The sequence below is a fragment of the Klebsiella sp. DY2415 genome, from assembly GCF_026314315.1.
Classification (GTDB): Bacteria; Pseudomonadota; Gammaproteobacteria; order Enterobacterales; family Enterobacteriaceae; genus Klebsiella; species Klebsiella ornithinolytica.
Window position 1 is genome coordinate 272,769 of the sequence record NZ_CP111115.1, and the last position, 17,051, is coordinate 289,819.

The 17,051-nt window shown below is 57.8% G+C and carries 12 protein-coding genes; 5 read left to right on the top strand and 7 right to left on the bottom strand.

What is annotated here, in order from left to right:
• The first annotated feature begins 275 nt into the window (after positions 1-275).
• From hmsP to OQV00_RS01255, 3 genes are all read left to right on the top strand, one after another.
• A complete protein-coding gene (gene hmsP, locus OQV00_RS01245) occupies positions 276-2,285 on the top strand; it encodes a biofilm formation regulator HmsP (RefSeq protein WP_004868715.1) in 2,010 nt (669 codons plus the stop codon).
• A gap of 157 nt (positions 2,286-2,442) precedes the next feature.
• Positions 2,443-3,729 (top strand): dicarboxylate/amino acid:cation symporter, encoded by a 1,287-nt coding sequence (locus tag OQV00_RS01250; RefSeq protein WP_004868713.1) that lies wholly within the window; start codon positions 2,443-2,445, stop codon positions 3,727-3,729.
• 220 nt (positions 3,730-3,949) lie between these two features.
• Positions 3,950-5,443, top strand: a complete 1,494-nt coding sequence (locus OQV00_RS01255; RefSeq protein WP_004868711.1) for a M16 family metallopeptidase — start codon at positions 3,950-3,952, stop codon at positions 5,441-5,443.
• Between the two features lie 52 nt (positions 5,444-5,495).
• Here OQV00_RS01255 and kdgK read toward each other — a convergent pair whose 3' ends face one another.
• Entirely contained in the window at positions 5,496-6,425 is a 930-nt protein-coding gene (kdgK, locus tag OQV00_RS01260; RefSeq protein WP_183114476.1) for a 2-dehydro-3-deoxygluconokinase, read from the bottom strand.
• Between the two features lie 194 nt (positions 6,426-6,619).
• Between kdgK and OQV00_RS01265 the strand changes: the two genes are divergently transcribed.
• Positions 6,620-8,671: an AsmA family protein gene (locus OQV00_RS01265; protein ID WP_075808165.1), complete on the top strand. Its 2,052-nt coding sequence runs from the start codon at positions 6,620-6,622 to the stop codon at positions 8,669-8,671.
• A 47-nt stretch (positions 8,672-8,718) separates the two neighbouring features.
• Here OQV00_RS01265 and OQV00_RS01270 read toward each other — a convergent pair whose 3' ends face one another.
• The 3 genes from OQV00_RS01270 to OQV00_RS01280 form a co-directional block, all read right to left on the bottom strand.
• Positions 8,719-10,041, bottom strand: coding sequence for an MFS transporter (locus OQV00_RS01270; protein WP_266279717.1), 1,323 nt, complete (start codon positions 10,039-10,041; stop codon positions 8,719-8,721).
• A gap of 270 nt (positions 10,042-10,311) precedes the next feature.
• Positions 10,312-11,343, bottom strand: coding sequence for an inner membrane protein YhjD (gene yhjD, locus OQV00_RS01275; RefSeq protein ID WP_004868703.1), 1,032 nt, complete (start codon positions 11,341-11,343; stop codon positions 10,312-10,314).
• A gap of 120 nt (positions 11,344-11,463) precedes the next feature.
• Positions 11,464-12,363 carry a LysR family transcriptional regulator gene (locus OQV00_RS01280; RefSeq protein WP_004868701.1) on the bottom strand — a complete coding sequence of 300 codons (900 nt, stop codon included), beginning with the start codon at positions 12,361-12,363 and terminating at the stop codon, positions 11,464-11,466.
• Between the two features lie 119 nt (positions 12,364-12,482).
• Between OQV00_RS01280 and OQV00_RS01285 the strand changes: the two genes are divergently transcribed.
• Complete coding sequence (locus tag OQV00_RS01285; protein ID WP_004868698.1) at positions 12,483-13,241, top strand: SDR family NAD(P)-dependent oxidoreductase; 759 nt, start codon at positions 12,483-12,485, stop codon at positions 13,239-13,241.
• Positions 13,242-13,283: 42 nt separating this feature from the next.
• Here the strand turns inward: OQV00_RS01285 and OQV00_RS01290 are convergent, their stop codons facing one another.
• From OQV00_RS01290 to OQV00_RS01300, 3 genes are all read right to left on the bottom strand, one after another.
• Positions 13,284-13,823 carry a GNAT family N-acetyltransferase gene (locus OQV00_RS01290; protein ID WP_004868697.1) on the bottom strand — a complete coding sequence of 180 codons (540 nt, stop codon included), beginning with the start codon at positions 13,821-13,823 and terminating at the stop codon, positions 13,284-13,286.
• Between the two features lie 68 nt (positions 13,824-13,891).
• Complete coding sequence (locus OQV00_RS01295) at positions 13,892-15,544, bottom strand: alpha,alpha-trehalase (protein WP_004868695.1); 1,653 nt, start codon at positions 15,542-15,544, stop codon at positions 13,892-13,894.
• Between the two features lie 248 nt (positions 15,545-15,792).
• A complete protein-coding gene (locus OQV00_RS01300) occupies positions 15,793-16,941 on the bottom strand; it encodes an iron-containing alcohol dehydrogenase (protein WP_266279719.1) in 1,149 nt (382 codons plus the stop codon).
• Positions 16,942-17,051: the final 110 nt, after the last annotated feature.

Below are 17,051 nucleotides of genomic sequence, written 5' to 3' on the forward strand. Positions count from 1 at the left end.
TCCAGCCGCCGGTTCGCGTATACTCGTCAAACTTCGCCCGTCTTTGTTCATTCTGGCCGTCTTTCCCTCGGTGGCGCTACGCTTATCGGGGAGAGAGACCCATGCTGTCGCCTGGCTCCGGTAAGGGGGCAGCGGCAATCCGGGAAAATAACCCGCAGACGTCGCGTCACCCCTTGCGGACGTGGGCGAAGGATTTAAGTATATAATCAGCCTGAAAACGACCGGTTTTGATGGAATGAAACCGGGTAGGTGTTAAGTATCAGTGGAGAACCCAGTTGCGCGTCAGCCGCTCACTTACAATTAAACAGATGGCGATGGTCGCGGGCGTGTCCATGGCGTTTGTATTGGTATTTTGTTCTATTTTGCTGTTTCACTTTGTGCAACAGAGTCGCTTCATTACGGCCACGCAATTAGAAAGTATCGCTCGTTCCGTTCGCGAACCCCTGTCGGCGGCTATCCTGAAAGCGGATATCCCCGAGGCGGAAGCCATTCTGGGGCGTATCCAGCCTGCTGGTATTGTCAGCCGGGCGGATGTGGTGTTGCCCAATCAATTTCAGGCGCTGCGGATGCGGTTTATCCCGGAGCGTCCGGTACCGGTGATGGTGACCCGCGTTTTCGAACTCCCGGTACAGATCTCCCTGCCGATTTACTCCCTGGAGAGGCCAGCCAACCCGCAGCCGATAGCCTATCTGGTGCTGCAGGCCGACTCCTGGCAGACCTACAAATTCGTCATGAGCGTACTTTCTACGTTAGTGACTGCTTACTTCTTGCTGGTGCTTATTCTGACGGTGGCTATCACATGGTGTATCAACCGTCTGATCGTCCGTCCGCTGCGTAAGCTGGCTCGTGAGCTCAATGATGTTGCGCCGCAGGACCGGCTCGGGCACCAGCTGACGCTGCCGCGTCTGCACCATGATGATGAAATCGGCCTGCTGGTGCGCAGCTATAACCGAAACCAGCAGACCCTGCTGCGTCAGCACGATGAGCTGACCTTACAGTCCACCCGCTTCCCGGTATCCGAGCTGCCGAATAAGGCCTTTTTGATGGCCCTGCTGGAGCAGACCGTCGCCCGGCCGCAAAGCTCAGCTTTGCTGGTTATCGCCTGTGAAACATTGCAGGACACCGCGGGAGTACTGAAAGAGACCCAGCGCGAGATCCTGCTGCTGACGCTGGTGGAGAAGCTGCGGGGGATCATCCCGCCGCGGATGGTGCTGGCTCAGATTAGCGGCTATGACTTCGCCATTCTGGCCCACGGAATGAGCGAGCCGTGGCACGCGGTGACATTAAGTAAGCAAGTGCTCACTGTCATAAATGAACGGCTGCCGCTGCAGGGTATTCAACTGCGCCCCTGCGCCAGCGTGGGTATTGCGATGTTTAACGGCGAACTGAGCGCGGAACAGCTCTATCGTCGGGCATTTTCTGCCGCTATCGCCGCGCGGCATAAAGGTAAAAACCAGATTGAATTCTTCGATCCGGCCCAGATGGAAAAAGCCCAGCGTCGGCTGATGGAAGAACACGACATCCTTACCGCGCTGGATAATCATCAGTTCGCTATCTGGCTCCAGCCACAGGTTGATGCCGCCAGCGGTGAGGTCTGCGGAGCGGAAGTGCTGCTGCGACAACGCCAGCCCGACGGAAGCTGGTCGCTCCCTACGGATCTGATTGAACGCATTGAAGCCTGTGGGCTGATGGTGCCGGTGGGTTACTGGGTGATGGAAGAAGCCTGCCGCCAGCTGGCCGCATGGCAAAGCCTGGGCATCATGTTGCCGCTGTCGGTGAACGTTTCGCTGCTGCAGCTGCTGCACCACGATCGCGGTACCGAGATGCTGACATTACTGGATCGCTATCGCATCGCGCCTGGGACGCTGGTGCTGGAGATTACGGAAAGCCGTCATCTGGACGACCCGCAGACGGTGGTGTCGCTGCTGCGTCCGCTGCGTGAGGCGGGCGTGCGGATTGCGCTGGATGATTTCGGGATGGGCTACGCCGGGCTGCGTCAGCTCCAGCATATGAAATCGCTGCCGGTCGATATCCTGAAAATCGATAAAGCCTTTATCGATATGCTGCCCGAGGATACCAGCATGGTTCCGGCGATTATCCAGCTGGCACGCGGCCTTAATCTGCGCATCGTGGCGGAAGGAGTGGAAAAAGAAGCGCAGTATCACTGGTTGCAGGCGGCCGGTGTGGATGTTGTTCAGGGGTTCCTGTTTGGTTGCGCTTTGTCGCAGGAGGCCTTTATGACGCAGTTCTTGCGCGGCAAGAATGAAGGGGGTGCAAGCTTGTAACGCGGGTGGTGAACTTGTGCGTGTCAGCTCAAAGTTTTTAACAATTCCGTTGCATTTTTGCGGTTAGTTATTTCTGAAATGTTTCCCTGGTGTTACTTTTAAGCCACAGACAGCCTATACCCCTTCAAGGTCTGTGGTTTTACCCAAAGGACACCCTATGAAAACCTCTCTCTTCAAAAGCCTCTATGTGCAGGTTTTGTCGGCCATTGCGATCGGTATTCTGCTGGGCCATTTCTACCCGGAACTGGGCGCGCAGATGAAACCTCTCGGCGATGCCTTCGTTAAACTGATAAAAATGGTTATCGCGCCGGTTATTTTCTGTACGGTTGTGACCGGCATTGCCGGGATGGAAAGTATGAAAGCCGTCGGCCGTACCGGTGCGGTGGCGCTACTCTATTTCGAAGTGGTCAGTACCGCTGCGCTGATTATCGGCCTGATTATTGTTAACGTGGTGCAACCCGGCGCCGGAATGAACGTCGACCCGGCGACCCTGGATGCCCATGCTGTAGCGGTCTACGCCGAGCAGGCGAAAGAACAGGGCATTGTCGCCTTCCTGCTGGATATTATCCCCGGCAGCGTCATCGGCGCCTTTGCCAGCGGCAATATCCTTCAGGTACTGATGTTTGCCGTGCTGTTTGGCTTTGCGCTGCATCGTCTCGGGAGCAAAGGCCAGCTCATTTTTAACGTCATCGAAAGTTTCTCGCAGGTGATCTTCGGCATCATCAATATGATTATGCGCCTTGCGCCAATCGGTGCTTTCGGGGCCATGGCCTTCACCATCGGGAAATACGGTGTCGGCACCCTGGTGCAACTGGGCCAGCTGATCGTCTGTTTCTATATCACCTGTATCCTGTTCGTGGTGGTGGTACTGGGTTCGATTGCCCGCGTGACCGGGTTTAGCATTTTCAAGTTCATCCGCTACATCCGTGAAGAGCTGCTGATTGTCCTTGGGACCTCTTCGTCCGAATCGGCGCTGCCGCGTATGCTGGACAAGATGGAGAAGCTGGGCTGTCGTAAATCGGTCGTGGGGCTGGTGATTCCAACCGGCTACTCTTTTAACCTTGACGGGACCTCGATCTATCTGACGATGGCGGCGGTGTTTATTGCCCAGGCGACGAACAGCCATATGGATATTTTCCACCAGATTACCCTGCTGGTCGTGCTGTTGCTCTCCTCAAAAGGAGCGGCGGGGGTGACCGGGAGCGGCTTTATCGTTCTGGCGGCAACGATTTCTGCGGTCGGGCATTTACCGGTCGCCGGTCTGGCGCTAATCCTCGGGATTGACCGCTTTATGTCTGAAGCACGCGCGTTGACCAACCTGGTGGGCAACGGTGTGGCGACTATCGTGGTGGCAAAATGGGTGAAAGAACTGGACAGCAAGCAGCTGGATGATGTCCTGAATAATCGCGAGCCGACCAACAAATCGCACGAATTATCCTCTTAAATCCTTCTGTTAGGCCCGTTGTCCTTGCTGGACTCCGGGCTCCTGCGCATAATTAGGTATCATTCCCCGCCGCAGGGGAATGATACGAAATGATTATTTTACGTCTCCGTGCGACATTTTCATCTCCGCGTGGTCTAACCGACGTACTTCGTTCACCATATTTTTTGGCAGCCCGTGCGCGGGTTGCTTTTGTAACCAGGAATGTTCATCAGGGGTTCACATGCAGGGCACAAAAATTCGACTGTTAACGGGTGGTTTGCTGATGATGGCAGCAGCCGGTTATGTGCAAGCAGAAGCGCTCCAGCCGGACCCGGCCTGGCAACAGGGGACTCTCGCTAATGGACTTCAGTGGCAGGTTTTAGCCACGCCGCAGCGCCCTAGCGATCGTATTGAAGTCCGTCTGTTCGTAAATATTGGCTCGCTGAGCGAAAGCACTCAGCAGAGCGGCTTTAGCCACTTTATTCCTCGTCTGGCGCTGACGCAGAGCGGCAGTCTGCCGACAATGCAGGCGCGTTCGCTATGGCAGCAAAGCATTGACCCCAATCGTCCGATGCCGCCCGCGCTTGTCTCGTATAACTACACCATGTTTAATCTCAGCCTGCCGAATAACCGCAACGATCTGCTGAAAGAGGCGTTGAGCTGGCTGTCGGATGCCAGCGGAAAGCTGGTCGTGACGCCAGAGTCGGTGAATCATGCCCTGCAGGGAGATGACATGGTGGCGACCTGGCCGCTGGACACGAAAGATGGCTGGTGGCGCTATCGCCTGAAAGGTTCCACGATGCTGGGACATGATCCAGGCGCCCCGCTGAAAAAACCGGTCGATATTGCCCAGCTGAAGGCGTTCTATCAGAAATGGTATACCCCGGATGCCATGACGCTGATCGTGGTGGGGAACGTCGATAGCCGCAGCGTGGCGGAGCAGATCAACAAGACCTTTGGCGAGCTGAAGGGCAAACGCGAAACGCCGGCGGCGGTGCCGACGCTGGCGCCGCTCCCGACGACACCGGTGAGCATCATGACCAGGACGGTGCGTCAGGATAAGCTGTCGATCATGTGGGATTCCCCGTGGCAGCCGATTCGCGACTCGGTGGCTCTGCAGCGCTACTGGCGTGACGATCTGGCGCGTGAGGCGCTGTTCTGGCATGTGCAACAGAGCCTGAGCAGGAGCAACGCGAAAGACGTTAACCTCGGCTTTGACTGCCGGGTGCTGTATCAGCGTGCTCAGTGCGCCATTAATATTGAATCACCGGGCAACAAACTCAACGCAAACCTGACCGCCGTCTCCCGCGAACTGGCGAAGGTACGCGATAACGGCTTGCCGGAAGAAGAGTTTGATGCGCTGATTGCGCAGAAAAATCTGGAGCTGCAAAAGCTGTTCGCCACCTACGCGCGCACCGATACCGATATTCTGATTAGCCAGCGTATCCGTTCGTTGCAAAACCAGGTGGTGGACATCGCGCCGGAGCAGTATCAGAAGCTGCGTCAGGAGTTTCTGGACTCTCTGACCGTGGATATGCTGAACCAGTATCTGCGCCAGCAGCTGTCGCAGGATATGGCGCTGGTACTGCAGCAACCGCAGGGTGAGCCGGAATACAATATGAAGGATCTGAAGGCGACATGGGAAAGGCTGATGATGCCAGCCCCGGCTGCGGCAACCAGCGGCGGCGCAGCTGACGTGCATAACGATGCCTCGGATATCCCCTCAGCGCAGTAATGCAGCCACAGCCCGGGAGTTCCCGGGCTGAAGCGTAACGCTCTTTCCGGGATTACTGCGGCATCGCGTCGCGCGGGATAATCGCCCCACGATACTGAATGACCGTGCTGGCCGTCAGGTGGCCGCGTCTGGCGGCAGACTCCGCATCACCGCCGGTCAGACGCACCGCCAGATAGCCGGCGCTAAACGAATCGCCTGCCGCGGTGGTATCCACTACGCACTCTTTTGCCAGTTTCACGGCCGGTACGTCCAGCAGCGGCTGGCCGGCGATCGCCACCAGGCATGAATCCGCGCCGCGCTTCACCACCACCTCTTGCACGCCTGCGGCATGAGTACGGGCAATCACTTCATCGACCGGCTTTTCACCCCACAGCGCATCTTCGTCATCCAGCGTCAGGAAGGCGATATCGGTGCAGGCCAGCATTTGTTGATAGACCTCGCGAGTCTCTTCCTGGCTGCCCCACAGGCGCGGGCGGTAGTTATTATCAAAAATGACCTTCCCGCCGTTAGCGCGGCATTTGCGCAGCAGCGTCAGCAGCTTGTCGCGGCTGGTCGGGCTGAGGATGGCCAGGCTGATTCCGCTGAGATAGAGATAGTCAAAGGTGGCCAGCTCTTCGCAGATTGCGGCTGCCTGCCCGCTCTCCAGCCAGAATTTTGCCGCCGCCTCGTTACGCCAGTAATAAAAGGTGCGCTCGCCGGTATCGTCGGTTTCGATGTAGTACAGCCCGGGTAAGCGGTCGGCCATACGCTGAATCAGGTTGGTGTGGACATTCTCCTGCTGCCAGGCGTCCAGCATCTGCTGACTGAATCCATCCGTACCGAGCGCGGTAACGTAGTGGACGGCAAGTGCGCTGGCATCGGTCTGGCGCGCAATATAGACGGAAGTGTTTAAGGTATCGCCGCCAAATCCGCGGTTTACCGCCGCGTTTTTCTCTGACAGCTCAATCATACATTCGCCAATGACGGCAATTTTTTTAGACATAATCATGACCTGAGATGGAATCGAATGCGCGCCAGTGTGCGCCGCGCCGTTTTTATGGTCAATTATATTAAAACAATGTTCCATTATTTTTTTGACCTGACGCGTGGAATGTGACGAAAAGCGCATTTGTCAGAGAAAGATGTGCTTTTCAACTATATTCAGGACTGACGAGACGCAAAAGGAGCGGAGAGGGGATGACCAGAACCCGTAAAACGATTGCCATTATCTCGGGAACGATACTTGTAGCGATCGTTCTGTTTTTCATCGTGCTGGCGACCTTTGACTGGAATCGCCTGAAACCGACGATCAACCAGAAGGTCTCAGCCGAGCTGAATCGTCCGTTTGCGATTCGCGGCGACCTCGGCGTTGTCTGGGAGCGCCAGCCTGGCGAGCGCGGCTGGCGGCGCTGGATCCCCTGGCCGCACGTCCATGCCGAAGATATTGTTCTCGGCAACCCGCCGGCGATCCCTCAGGTCACTATGGTGCATCTGCCGCGAGTTGAAGCCACCCTGGCGCCGCTGGCGCTGCTTACCAGAACCGTTTATCTGCCGTGGATTAAGCTGGAACAGCCCGATGCCCGCCTGATTCGGCTGTCGGAAAAAAATAATAACTGGACCTTTACGCTGGCCTCCGACACCGCGTCTACTGAGCACTCCGCCTCTTCCGGCTGGTCTTTCCGCCTGGATAATATTCTGTTCGATCGCGGACGGATCGCCATTGATGACAAGGTGACGCGCGCGGATATCACGATCCTGGTCGATCCCCTCGGCAAGCCGCTGCCCTTCAGCGAGGTGAGCGGCGAGAAGGGCAAAGAGGGGGCGGAAAAAGCCGGAGACTATATTTTTGGTCTGCAGGCGAAGGGGACCTATAACGGGCAGCCGCTGCAGGGCAGCGGTAAAATCGGCGGCATGCTGGCGCTGCGCAGCGAGGGGGAGCCGTTCCCGCTGCAGGGGGACTTTCGCTCCGGAAATACCCGGGTCGCCTTTAGCGGCACGGTCAGCGATCCCCTCAATCTCGGGGGCGTGGATCTGCGCCTGAAGTTCTCCGGGGCGTCGCTGCGGGACCTGTACGACCTGACCGGCGTCGTGCTCCCGGATACGCCGGCCTTCTCGACCGACGGCCATCTGCGGGCCACTTTTCAGGATCCGCAAGGCGCACGTTTCGCCTATCGTGATTTTAACGGGCGGATTGGCGAGAGTGATATCCACGGTTCCTTGACCTACAGCACCGGCAAACCGCGGCCGAAGCTGGAGGGCGATGTTGCTTCACGACAGCTACGGCTGGCGGATCTCGGCCCGCTCATTGGCGTGAATGCGAGCACAAAAGCCGCCGGAGGCGAGCAACGTAAAGGCACGGCCTCAGCGCAGCCTGCCGGGAAAGTGCTGCCCTACGATCGCTTTGACACCGATAAATGGCAGCTGATGGACGCCGATGTGCGCTTTAAAGGCGGGCGAATTGAGCACGGCGGCAGCTTGCCGATTAGCGACCTTTCTACCCATGTGATCCTGCAACGAGGTGACCTGCGTCTGCAGCCGCTGCGCTTTGGTCTGGCGAACGGCACCATTGCCGGCAGCCTCCATCTGCAGGGCAATAAGAAACCGCTGCAGGGGGAAGCCAACCTGCAGGCGCGGCGTCTGAAGCTGAAGGCCCTGATGCCGAAAGTCGAGATGATGCAGAAGACGCTCGGGGAGATGAATGGCGACGTACAGCTACGCGGGAGCGGTAATTCGGTGGCGGCGCTGTTGGGCAACAGCAACGGGAATCTCAAGCTGCTGATGAACGACGGTCTGATTAGCCGCAACCTGATGGAAATCCTCGGCCTGAACGTGGGTAACTACGTTATCGGGCAGATATTTGGTGATGATGAGGTCCGGGTGAACTGCGCGGCGGCAAACATCAATGTAACTAACGGCGTGGCGCGGCCGCAGATTTTTGCCTTTGATACCGAAAATGCGCTGATTAACGTGACCGGTACCGCCAGCTTTGCTTCGGAACAGCTCGATCTGACCATTGATCCGGAGAGTAAGGGGCTGCGTATTATTACCCTACGTTCTCCGCTGTACGTGCGCGGGACCTTTCAATCGCCGAATGCCGGGGTGAAGGCGGGGCCGTTGATTGCGCGCGGCGCGGTAGCGGCGGCGCTGGCGACATTAGTCACGCCGGCGGCGGCCCTGCTGGCGTTGGTATCGCCTGCGGAAGGGGATGCCAATCAGTGCCGGGCGATTTTATCGCAGATGAAAAAGTAAGCGGACGGAGGACGCGTGCCCGGCGCGGCGCGCCGGGCAGTAAGGGATTACAGCGACTGATGGCGCGTTTCGTGGGTCAACAGCAGCGCAATCAGCGTCAGCCCGGCCATGGCCGCGAGGTAGAGGCCGACCGCCATCAGACCATAGTTGCCCTGTAGCCAGGCGGCAATATACGGTGCGACGGAGGCGCCGAGAATCGACGAAACGTTATACGAGAACGAGGCGCCGGTGTAGCGAACTTCCGTCGGAAACAGCTCCGGCAGCAGCGCTCCCATCGGGCCGAAGGTCAGCCCCATCAGGCTCAGGCCCAACAGCAGGAAGGCAAAGACGAGCACCGGCTGACCGGAGCCCAGCAGTGGTTTGAAAGCAAACAGCGCGAAGAGGATGATCATCGAGGTAATCACGATCATGCTCTTACGACGACCAAACGCGTCGGCCAGCAGGCCCGCCACCGGCACCATCACGCCGAAGCCAATCACCGCCATCATCAGCATCCACAGCACTTCGTTCCGCGGCAGGCCGAGACCCACCGGCGCGGTGCCGGTACTGAACGTCATGGAGTAGACGGTCATGATATAGAACAGGGTATAGGTTGCCAGCATGATAAAGGTGCCCAGAACGGTGACGCGCACATGCCTGGTCAGCAGAGTTCCCAGCGGAATTTTAACCTGTTTCTTCGCGGCGGCGATTTTGGCGAACACCGGCGTCTCGTGCAGCGACACACGCACATACAGCCCGATAATCACCAGCACAGCGGAGAAGATAAACGGTACGCGCCAGCCCCATGCCATAAACTGCTGGTCGGTCAGCAGCCAGGAGAGCAGCAGGAAGGTGCCGTTGGCGAAGAAGAAGCCGATAGGCGCACCGAGCTGCGGGAAAGAGCCGTACAGCGCGCGTTTGCGCGGAGGGGCGTTTTCGGTCGCCAGCAGCGCCGCACCGCCCCATTCGCCGCCCAGTCCCAGACCCTGGCCGAAGCGCGCCAGCGCCAGCAGCATCGGTGCAAGAATACCAATGCTCTCGTAGCCGGGCAGCAGGCCGATAACCACCGTGGAGATCCCCATGGTCAGCAGCGAAGCGACCAGCGTGACCTTACGGCCAACGCGATCGCCGAAGTGGCCAAATAGCGCAGAGCCAATCGGACGGGCGATAAAGGCAATGGCAAACGTCGCCAGCGACTGTAGCGTAGCTGCGGCCGGGTCACCTTGCGGGAAGAAAATATGCGGGAAGACGATCACCGCGGCGGTGGCATAGATATAAAAGTCGAAGAACTCAATGGCGGTGCCGATGAGGGAGGCGACGACGACTTTATTGCGCGAGTTAACCGGAGCGGTTTCCTGCGGCTTGTCGAGTGTGGTGGCTGTGGCTTGCATAGATCTTTCTTATTTTTTAGCGAACGAAAGGTCATATAGCCACAGCAAAAGGGACATTTCAATCTGTAACAGAGGGCGCTGTCGGTGAAAAAATGGCCAAAAAGCGGATAATTTGTGTGCCGGAAAAATAACTTCTATGAAATGCTTCACATAAATAAAAAAATAGTAGATAAAACCAGTTTTGAGTTAAATAAAAGTTACACGTTGGATTTATCTGCTGAAATGATGATTCGGGCTGAATTTTGTACCTCTCTTCAGCCCGAAAGGGCGTCAATCGTGGGCTTTGCCCGGCATCCGACGGTCATCTTTGTAGTCGGCCGTGGCGATCCACGCCGCGCAGAACAGCGTCAGGCGGGCGAAGAAATAGAAGAAGGCCATCAGGCCTAATACGGAGCCAAAGGCGGCGCCGGAAGGCGATTTCACCAGCGCGGGCAGCGTCCAGGTCATGATCATTTTTATGATTTCAAAACCGATAGCCGCAATCAGGGTGCCGCGAATCAGCGCCTTGCGCCGCGGGCGGTGGCGCGGCAGACGCCAGAAGATCCAGAAAAACAGCAAATAGTTGGCGAAGATGGAGATAGCAAGGCCGATCAGCCGCCAGGCCGGTTTTAACCACTCAATATTATCGAGATAGAGCGCGGAGATGATCATCTGCTGCGCGGAACCGGCGACGGAGGTTATCGATAACGTCACCACCAGCGCCACCAGCAGGCCGATCAACGAGATAAAATCGCGGAAGTATTTCATCCAGATCTTTTCCTGGTCCTGCGGCGCTCGCTCCCAGACGTCGCGCGACTGGGCGCGAATCGCCTCCCGCAGGTTGCCCATCCAGTTAATACCGGAATAGAGCGCGACCAGCAGACCGACCAGGCCAACGGCGGTGCGTTGCTGGATGGCGGTATTAATGGTGTTTTTCAGCGTGGCGGCCAGCGTGGGGTCGCTGACATTCAGCAGGATTTTATCGAAAATATCCTGCAGCAGCGTCGGGTGCCAGGCCAGCACAAAACCGGCGGCGGCGAAGGAGACCATCAGAATCGGGATCATCGACAGAAACGAGAAGTAGGTGATGGCGGCGCCGAACTGGTTTCCCATTCTGTCGTTAAAACGTTCGGTTGCGCGCAGCAGGTGCGCAATAATCGGGTTTCTCTGAACTTTTTCTGCTGTTCCGGTGACGGTTTTTAACGCCTGATTCGCCTTCTGCGCCACGGCTGAGTCGTTGATGGCGGCCAGCGGGCTTTTACTTTTTTCCGGCGGCTGGCCCGGATCCTGGGTCGGGCGTTTCGCGTCGTTTTCCGATGTCATGAGTGATTTCTTCCTTTATTTACAGCGAGATTCTTCAAAATTATATACGTAAAATCCTTCATCGACCTGTGAAGCGTCCGCACGACAGCCTGGGACCCGGCGGATAAAGGGCGGCGTCGCCTAATCGACGTACTCTTTCATCACGCTCCCCAGCCACTCCATAAACAGATGTACCCGGCGGGAAAGGTTGCGTCGGTGCGGATAGATTAACGATACCGGCAGCGGTTCCGCGCGATACTGCGGCAGGATGTCAATCAGCTCGCCGGTGCGCAGCGCTTCGCGGACGCCGGTACGTGGAACCTGGATAATCCCCAGTCCGGCCAGGCAGGCGGCTTGATAGGTTTCCGTACTGTTGACGGTAAGCGTGCCGCCGGTTTTCACCCACTGGACGACGCCATCGCTCATCACCTCAAACCCCAGCGGCCGGGCGCCGGGGGTGCTGGCATAGTGGATCAGGGCATGACCGGCCAGATCGTCGAGCGTGGTCGGGTAGCCGAAGCGTGATAAATACTGCGGGCTGGCGCAGTTAATTTGCGTCAGCTTACCCAGCGGACGGGCGATCAGGCCGGAGTCTTTCAGCGTGCCGACGCGCACCACGCAGTCAAATCCCTCGCGAATCACATCCACCAGCCGGTCGCTACTGCTCAGCTCCAGTTCAATCCCCGGGTACTGCTGTAAAAAAGCCGGCAGGCGCGGAATGATCAGTTTCCTGGCCAGCCCGACCGGCATATCCACCCGCAGGCGGCCGCTGATGGTGGCCGGATCGTGCTGAAACATGCCGTCCAGCTCATCGAGATTGCTGAGCAGATCTCTGGCGCGTTCGTAATAGACCATCCCGTCCTGGGTGAGCTGAACCCGGCGCGTAGTGCGGTGCAGCAGGCGCACCCCCAGATGGTTTTCCAGCGCCTGAATCTGGCGCGAGACGCTCCCTTTAGGCAGGCTTAAGGTTTCGGCGGCGCGGGAAAAACTCTCCAGCTCCGCGACGCGGATGAACAGCTGCATTGCGTGAATTTTATCCATACCGAAACCCTATTGTTGTTAATACTGGAACAGTAAAACGTAATTTAGCGCATTTATTGTTTCGCTGGCAGCTAATAAGCTCTTTCACCAGACAAACGCAACTGAGAAGGGGTTTTCTGATGACACAACGTATCGCTTTAGTGACCGGCGGCAGCCGTGGACTGGGAAAAAATGCAGCGCTGAAGCTGGCAGAGAAGGGAACCGATATTATTCTCACCTGGCATAGCAACCCGCAGGCTGCCCAGGACGTCGTGGATGAAATTGAGCAAAAAGGGGTGAAAGCCGCGGCATTGGCATTGAACGTCGGTGATACGGCGAGCTTTGACACTTTCGCTCAGAATGTGGCTCAGCTGCTGCAACAGCGCTGGCAGCGCGATACCTTTGATTATTTATTAAACAATGCCGGGATCGGTTTAAACGTCCCCTTTGCAGAGACCAGCGAAGCACAATTTGATGAGCTGATGAATATCCAGTTTAAAGGACCGTTCTTCCTGACCCAGCGCCTGCTGCCGCTGCTGGCGGATAAGGGACGTATCCTCAACGTGTCGAGCGGGCTGGCCCGCTTCGCGCTGCCGGGCTATGCCGCCTATGCGGCGATGAAAGGGGCGATGGAGGTGCTGACGCGCTACCAGGCCAAGGAGCTGGGAGGGCGCGGGATTTCCGTTAATATTATCGCGCCAGGAGCGATAGAAACCGATTTTGGTGGTGGGGTGGTACGGGATAATGCTCAGGTTAATCAGCATATTGCGGCGCAAACGGCGCTGGGTCGGGTAGGGCTGCCAGATGACATCGGCGATGCGATCGCGGCATTGTTGAGCGATGACCTGAGATGGATGAACGCGCAGCGCGTGGAAGTTTCCGGCGGCATGTTCCTGTAATCGTAATCGCCTCTCCGTCTGCGGAGAGGCGCCGCGTTCAGCTTATATCTTCAGCGTGTGATAATCGCGACGCAGCAGGCCAAACAGCCAGTCATTATGCCAGCGTCCGTTCAGCCAGTAGCATTCGCGCAGCTCACCCTCCTGCAGGAAACCGGTTTTCTGCAGCAGATTTCGCGAGGCTATATTTCCGGCGGTGACCGTGGCGGTCAGCCGACGTACGCCTCCGGCGCTGAAGGCAAAATCACAGAGCGCACGCAGGGACTCATAACCATAGCCGCGCCCCTGCGCGGCCGGGGTAAATAAAAAGCCCACTTCGGCGCAGCCGCCTTCATGGTGCAGGTAGCCGGTCAGACCCAGCGGTATGCGGGTTTCCCTGTCGCGCACGACCAGGCACAGCCACTGTTTTGCCCCTGGCGACCACGGTGAAATACGCGAATCGAAGGCCTCGCGTATTTCAGACAGCGGACGTGAATCGGCTATATAAAGCATCACCTGCGGATCTCTCTGCAGAGCGAGAAAAAAAGACCAGTCCTCCTGCTTCAGCTGTGAACAGTGCAGCCGTGGCGTAAGCAATTCGGTCATGAAAACAATTCCTGCGGAATGAGATGCTATGACCATAGCAGGACATGAATTGTCGGAACAGCACCTGGTTATAAGGGTTCGCCGTACAGCCCTATCAGCCGGCGCACCACGCCGTTGGTCCAGCCGAAGCCATCCTGTAACGGGTATTCACCGCCACCGCCTTCGTGGGCAACACCGCCGGCGATGTGGTACTTCTCAATCAGCTTATGGTGCTGCTTGTAGAAATGGTTCACCGTTTGCAGCCAGCTGTGGGCAATTTCGTCGCCGAGCGGGTCCTGGCCGTACAGTTTAAAGCCTTGGATCGCCATCCACTGTAGCGGCGCCCAGCCGTTGGGCTTATCCCATTGTTCGCCGCTGTCATATTCGGTGGCCATGATGCCGCCGGGGGTCAGCAGACGAGCGCGTACCGCATCGGCGAGCCGTTCTGCCTGTTGGTGCGTGGCCATGCCGACATACAGCGCTACGATGCTGGCGGCGGAGAAGAGCGCCTGCTGTTCGCGTCGCCAGTCGTAATCACGAAAACAACCGCCCTCTTCATCCCATAAATAGCGGTTTACCGCTGACCGGCGATCGCTGGCCTTCTGGCGAAAAGCCGCTTCCGTTTCCCGGTCGCCTTTCAGGCCGGAAAGATTGGCGATGGTGTTTTCCAGTTTGAATAAAAAGGCGTTTAAATCGATCGGAATAAACTGGGTGGTACGGATGCTCGCCAGCCGGGTGATATCACGCAGCCAGCGGCTGGAATAGTCCCAGCCGGAGGCCGCACCGGCGCGCAGGTCCCGGTAGACTTCGTTGGCCGGGCGGCCCGAGTGTCTTGCCGTTTCCACATCTTCCCGCCACGATTCATCCCGCGGCGTATCGCGGTCGTCCCAGTAGCGATTGAGTAACGACCCGTCCGGCATACGTACCGTGTGGCGATAGGCCTGATTGGGAATTAATGAATCCGCGCCGTCCATCCAGAACTGGTACTCCAGCTTCAGATGATCGAGGTAGCGCCGCGCGCCGCGCACGCCATCCTCTTCAAACAGCTCTACCATCAGGGCAAACACCGGCGGCTGCGAGCGGCTGAGATAGTAGGTGCGGTTACCGTTAGGAATATGGCCGTAGGTCTCAATCATCCACGCGAAGTTGTCCGCCATACATTTCAGCAGGTCTTCGCGGCCACTTTCCGCCAGCCCCAGCATAGTAAAGTAGGAGTCCCAGTAGTAGGTTTCGCTAAAGCGCCCGCCGGGCACGATATACGACTGCGGCAGCGCCAGCAGCGATGACCAGGGAATATGATCCTGCGGCTCGCGGGTGAGAACCGGCCAGAGGTGATCGATATGCTCTTTCAGCGATCGCCGGGGATCTGACACGTAGTCGTCAGTGCGGTTGTCCGGCATCCAGAAGTGCTCTTCAACAAACTGGCGCAGGTCGAATCCAGGCTGGTGCTTCACCCGCCGATAGTGGATCAAGATATCCAGCGGGTCTTGCTTTGGCGCGCAGTCGGGGAAGGTTTTGCTGTCGGCAAAGATGCGTGATTTCTGCACATGCGTAAAGAGTTCCAGATAGCGGTCGGCGGGCGTCAGGGCATCAGAGGCCGGCAGGCCTTCGATGATCTCCGGCTCCGGTTCGGCATCGAACATTTCATCCAGTTTTAACTCATACGGATCGGCTTCATAGCACAGATCGCGCCCGATCTTCGGTTCATCGCCATTATCGTTGCGTAGTGTCTGGCTGGACATAGTGATACGGACCTCCGGTTCGCGTCAGTTCAGGGCGCCGGGCCTCTCCCGGCCTGACTATTAAGCTTAGTCATTCGCTTCGGTGTCCGGAAGAAAACTGTGCGTCAGGTCACGATTTTTAGCGATGTACTGACGCAGGGATGTTGTTAATTTATTGATTTTTTAAATTAAATTTCCACGAGTTGAAAACGGAAATTCGGAGCAATCGATTTGCAACAAAATCTAATTATGCCGGATAAGACCTGACCTCACTCCCACGCCGCTTCCAGCATCTCCAGCAACTGCTCGCTATCCAGCTGCACCGGATTCGCTTTCATTGATGAGGAGCTGCTGGCTGCCAGCGCCGCAGACTCCAGGGCCTCGTGCGGTACGCCCAGTTCGCGTAGATTCCCCAGTCCGGCGCCGCGGCTCCATTCGCGCAGGCTATCCCAGGCGGTCTCCGGCTCGACGTCCAGCCCGTCGGCCAGCCACTGGCGGACCTGGTCAAAGCGCCCGCGGATAGCCCTGTTGCTGATCTGCGACTCATTGAGCGCCAGGCCGTAAGGCAGCAGGCTGCCGCAGAGTGCGCCGTGGGAAGCATTGCTCAGTCCCCCCAGCGGGCCGGCAAGTCCATGAATGACGCCAAGACCGGCATTGGCCAGCGCCAGTCCGCCGCACAGGCTAACACAGGCCATCTCATCGCGGCTGTCCGGGCACTCTTTTTCCATCAACGTGCGGAGCGCTTTGATTCCGCGCGGAATAGCAGCCAGGCAAAGTGCATCGCTAAAAGGATTGGCGCGGGTACAAAGCCAGGGCTCAATGAGCTGGGTAATCGCGTCAAGGCCGGAGCCGAGCGTTACCGCGCGCGGGGCGTTATCGGTCAGCGCCGGGTCGACGATGGCCAGGTCCGGCAGCATACGATCGTCGCGCAGGCTGACTTTTCGCTGCTGCTGCGTGACGTTAATCACCGCATTTTTCGTGACCTCAGCGCCGGTACCGGCGGTAGTCGGGATAGCGACAAACGGCAGCGGAGGCCCTTCTAATAGCCGCCCGTTGCCCACGACTTCCAGATATTCCATCACCGGAGCCGAGGCCGGCACCAGCGCGGCAATCGCTTTTCCAGCGTCGATAACCGCGCCGCCGCCGAGGCTGACCACCGCCCCGATGCCGTGTTCCCGCGCCAGATGCACTCCCTGTTCGATATCTTCCAGGCAGGGCTCATGGGCAACGGATAGCGTAGTCACGTCAAGATGATGGGCGTGCAGCCCGGCGAGTAAAAAACCGGCCCGCTGCGGGCTGGCGCCGTGGACCAGCAGCACCTTCGCGGTACGCTGGGCCAGCCAGGGGGCAGCGCTCCCGGCAAGACCTCGGCCAAAACGAATATTGCCCGGAGTGAAAACAGTAAACGGAGTCAGCATGGCGGGTTCCCTGTGTCGGCAAAAAAGGCTGAAATCAACTATACACATTATCCGGCAGGCTGCCTCTTTGTCGCCGGATAGAGTAGGGTGGAAGTCACGTTCCTTCGCTT